The 3,725-nt window shown below is 41.4% G+C and carries 7 protein-coding genes; 5 read left to right on the plus strand and 2 right to left on the minus strand.

Annotated elements, in window-relative coordinates; translation table 11 throughout:
• Positions 1-287, plus strand: a 287-nt coding sequence (locus PSI15_RS17290; RefSeq protein WP_273584601.1) for an integrase core domain-containing protein, incomplete at its 5' end; no start/stop codon positions are given.
• Positions 288-370: 83 nt separating this feature from the next.
• On the opposite strand, the gene PSI15_RS17295 is transcribed toward PSI15_RS17290, so the two are convergent.
• Positions 371-652: a helix-turn-helix domain-containing protein gene (locus PSI15_RS17295; protein ID WP_273584602.1), complete on the minus strand. Its 282-nt coding sequence runs from the start codon at positions 650-652 to the stop codon at positions 371-373.
• On the minus strand, positions 649-969 hold the full coding sequence (locus PSI15_RS17300) for a type II toxin-antitoxin system RelE/ParE family toxin (RefSeq protein ID WP_273584603.1): 321 nt from the start codon (positions 967-969) through the stop codon (positions 649-651). Before PSI15_RS17300 ends, PSI15_RS17295 begins: the two co-directional genes overlap by 4 nt.
• 447 nt (positions 970-1,416) lie before the next feature.
• On the opposite strand from PSI15_RS17300, the gene PSI15_RS17305 reads away from it, so the two are divergent.
• From PSI15_RS17305 to PSI15_RS17320, 4 genes are all read left to right on the plus strand, one after another.
• Positions 1,417-2,631: a tyrosine-type recombinase/integrase gene (locus tag PSI15_RS17305; RefSeq protein ID WP_273584604.1), complete on the plus strand. Its 1,215-nt coding sequence runs from the start codon at positions 1,417-1,419 to the stop codon at positions 2,629-2,631.
• A gap of 226 nt (positions 2,632-2,857) precedes the next feature.
• Positions 2,858-3,076: a helix-turn-helix transcriptional regulator gene (locus PSI15_RS17310; protein ID WP_273584605.1), complete on the plus strand. Its 219-nt coding sequence runs from the start codon at positions 2,858-2,860 to the stop codon at positions 3,074-3,076.
• Entirely contained in the window at positions 3,073-3,342 is a 270-nt protein-coding gene (locus PSI15_RS17315) for an AlpA family phage regulatory protein (RefSeq protein WP_273584606.1), read from the plus strand. The genes PSI15_RS17310 and PSI15_RS17315 overlap by 4 nt, the downstream gene beginning before the upstream one ends.
• A gap of 93 nt (positions 3,343-3,435) precedes the next feature.
• Positions 3,436-3,725: helix-turn-helix domain-containing protein (locus PSI15_RS17320; protein WP_273584607.1), on the plus strand; the 290-nt coding region annotated here is incomplete at its 3' end.

Genomic DNA, 3,725 nt, shown 5'->3' on the forward strand with positions numbered 1-3,725 from the left:
GCAAAAAGTTCCGCCGCTTACTTTGGCGAAACCAGATTATCCAAAGCATGAGCCGCAGGGGCTGTTGCTATGATAATTCGCCGATGGAACGGGTATTCCGGAGTCTGAAAAGCGAATGGGTGCCACCGGAAGGCTATCAGGATATGCATGACGCGATGAGGGATATCACGCAATATTTGGGCGGATATTATAATTACATTCGTCCCCATCGTTTTAATGGAGGCATTTCTCCCGTTGAATACGAAAAGCAATGGGAGAAGGCTAAAATGGTGTCCGGAAGTTCTTGACCGCTACATCATTGGTGGGGTGGGCGTAGCGGTATCTCTTCCCCTGAAGAACAACAACGGGTTGGAACTTATTTATCACATAATTAACTATTGCGCCGATAGCTGAAATCGAGCTGGAAACCACAGGCTTTAGCATAATTTACCAGTGTGTTTAAAGTTGGGTTACTTCTTCCTTTTTCCAGTCGGGAAATGTTACTTTCTTTAGTTCCCATTCGGTCTGCAACTTGCTGTTGAGTTAATTTCGCCTCAGTGCGCATACTCAGCAATGTGTTGATGAGTTCGAATTCATCATTCAATTCATCATAAGCCTGTTTCACGTCTGGGTTTTGTAATGCTTTAGCTTTAAGAGCTTGTAGTTGACTCATTTTTTCACCTCTTTCATGCGGCTTTTGGCTAAGTCTAAATCTTTCTTAGGTGTTTTTTGGCTCTTCTTAACAAAAGCATGGAGAATGTAGATATTCGAGCCATCAAGGTAACAGAATAAGCCTCGACCAATTCCTTCCTGTGCTTTTGCTCGTAGCTCAAACAAACCATTACCCATAGGTTCAGTATGTGGAGATCCAAGGTTAGCACCATGCTGTTCCATTAATTCGAGCAGTTTTAGCATTCTTGCTTGAATCTTAGGGGGCATATCCAGAATGCTATCCATTACTCCGTGGTAAAAATCAATATTCCAGCTCATGTCTGCCTTTTGTAATTATCATATATGATAGGTGTTCGAGATTCAATATTACCCTATCATTTGTGATAAGATATAACTTATCATATATGATAGATGTTATTGAGTCAACTGAATGGGACGCATTTGGGACAGGTGTCGAAAGATAACCGCGAGCAACCACAGGTAACTTTCGGTAAGGTGGGACGTGTGAGCGCTGATAAATGCGGTAATTGGTTGATTTATAAGGTGACTCTACTCTCTTCTAAGCCGTAGGTCACAGGTTCTAATCCTGTAGGGGTACCATCCTTTAATATCTTAACGTCTTCCAAAGTCCATAAAACCCCAGTAAATACGCATTGTTAGCCTTTTCCCGTTATCCCATAGTCTACTAAGGTATGTTGAAATCCACAGATCTCTGGGGGCATAATAGGGGGCATTGTTAGGTTCAATCAAAATGGATGCCCCCAAATGAAGTTGACAGCCAGACAGATAGACACCGCGAAGCCCAAAGACAAATCGTACAAACTCTCCGATGGTGGGGGCATGTACTTAGAAATTTTTCCGAATGGTTCCAAATGTTGGCGATTAAAATATCGCTTTGCGGGTAAAGAGAAGCGATTGGCATTTGGCACTTACCCTATCGTAACCTTGGCAGAAGCCAGAAACAAAAGGGAAGACGCCAAGAAAATATTGGCAAATGGCGATGATCCGGGGCTGGTTAAAAGACAGGAAAAAAGAGAAAAAGCTCTCATCGTAAGTAACAGCTTTGAAAAAATTGCCCTTGAGTGGCACGCTTATAAGGTTCCTAACTGGTCAAAGGGATATGCAGAAGACCTTTTAGAAGGTTTCACAAAAGATATTTTTCCTTTCATTGGCAAACTCGCCATCACTGATATCAAGCCATTAGACATGCTCACCGTCCTGCGCAAAATGGAACAGCGTGGAGTTCTCGATAAGCTGAAAAAGATCAGACAGGCATGTAACCAAGTTTTCAGATATGCAATTGTCACGGGAAGAGCGGAATATAATCCAGCGGCGGAACTGGCTGGCGCATTAGCAACACCGAAAGCCAAGCATTTCCCACATCTGAATGTCGATGAATTACCCGCTTTCCTACAAGCATTGTCCCTCTACAGCGGAAGTAAAATTACTCAAATTGCAACGAAGTTACTTCTGCTTACCGGATTGAGAACAATAGAGCTGCGCGCCTCTACTTGGGCAGAAATTAATTTCGATAAAGCAATTTGGGAAATCCCTCAAGAGCGTATGAAAATGCGTCGGCCTCATATTGTTCCCCTTTCTGAACAGGCTTTGATCTTACTAAAAGAGCTGGAAGCAATCACAGGCCGATTTAACTTTGCTTTTCATGGCAGGAATGATGCAAGTAAGCCAATGAGTGAAGCCGCCATTAATCAGGTTCTTAAACGCATTGGTTATGCTGGTCGGGCAACAGGCCACGGCTTTCGACACACCATGAGCACTATCTTACATGAACAAGGTTATAACACTGCATGGATTGAAACACAGCTTGCTCACGTTGATAAGAACAGTATTCGAGGAACCTACAATCACGCCCAATATTTGGATGGTCGTAGGGAAATGCTGCAATGGTATGCGGATTATATAGATGCACTCGAACAAGGCGACAATGCAGCACATGGAGAATTTAAGAGACGTGCTTGATTGAGTTATCTTGTAATAATCACCTTTGGTTAATATGTAACTATTTATGGTTTTATTTTAATCATAAATAGTTATTTCTGTAAATGGTAAGACATAATATATTCTTTGTATGAAACAAATTACTATTGCCATGTGATGAATTCATTTTACAACTTCGGTTTAATTACCCCTGTTCTAATGACGTCTAAAAAGAACCAATATAGATAAGCCAATAGGGGTAAAGTATATGTCAGAAATTATCACGTCTAAAGAAAGTCTTATCCGCTTACCAGAAGTGCAACGCAGAACGGGTTATAGCAAAGCATGGATTTATAAACTTATTGAGGAAGATAAGTTTCCGAAACAAGTCAAAATTGGTACTCGCTCAATAGCTTTTGTTGAATCAGAGATTGATAACTGGATAGATCAGCGTATCGCTGAATCTCGCGGCGAGGTAGTTCAATGAAAGTATATGATTCACCTACTGATGAAGGTAGGCGTTATATTCTTGCTGCCTATGGTGAATCCGAGCGAAGAATAAGAGAAGCAGAACGAAAAAAATTAACCAGTATATCAAGGGGACATTGCTATAAATTGGAAAATTTAGGTTTATTTCCCCCACGCTGCCATTTTGGGCGTAATTCCTGTGGGTGGCTTTTAAGTAATATTTTATGGTGGATACGTAATCCGCCAGTAATAGAAAATATTAATAATCCATACAGCCGAAAATAACAGTAATTCTTGGATTCGCATAGTAAGTGCAATTTCTAAGAAAGGCGGTCAGTTGCTATAGTAGGCATCTTTCTCGCCAAAGGAAAATGCACTATGGCCTATACGCAACTGACCGAAACAGAAAGATACCAGATTTTCGGCTTAAAAGAAGCCGGTTTTACACAACGTTTTATTGCAACGTCGCTTAATCGGGCCCCATCAACAATTAGCCGGGAATTGAGACGAAACCGGGAAGCCGGGAAATATGAACCTGAACAAGCTCAGCGTAAAGCATTAGAACGCCGTCATTCTAAGGCAAAAGCCGTAAAAATCACGCCAGAGATAACAAAGTGGATAAAACAGTTAATTTGGCAAGATTTAAGTCCGGAACAAGTTGTGGGTTA

Source organism: Xenorhabdus sp. PR6a (genome assembly GCF_028599065.1).
Lineage (GTDB): Bacteria > Pseudomonadota > Gammaproteobacteria > Enterobacterales > Enterobacteriaceae > Xenorhabdus > Xenorhabdus doucetiae.